We start from the raw sequence: 236 nt of genomic DNA on the forward strand, positions 1-236 counted from the left end.
GAATGCTGGATCGCATTTTGCGAAAAGCCGGCTTTCGCGGAGGCGAAATATACGCGATCGACGATCGTGAGATCAACGCGACCAGTTTCCTCATTCAATGCTTCCAGATGGGGGTCATTGACGAGACCGCACTGAAATCCGCACTGAAAATGTATCTCACAACGCAGCTGAGCTCAGGCCCGCTTCCCTTAGCCAGGGAAGACGGTTCACTTGCCAGATGGCAGGACGATGGTGGC

1 pseudogene is annotated in these 236 nt (G+C 54.2%); it reads left to right on the top strand.

The features are described 5' to 3' along the window. Nucleotides 1-2: 2 nt before the first annotated feature. Nucleotides 3-236: pseudogene (locus tag ACPYOI_RS37025) on the top strand (hypothetical protein); the annotation flags it as partial.

It is taken from the genome of Rhizobium sp. SVR5-2C, from assembly GCF_056755115.1.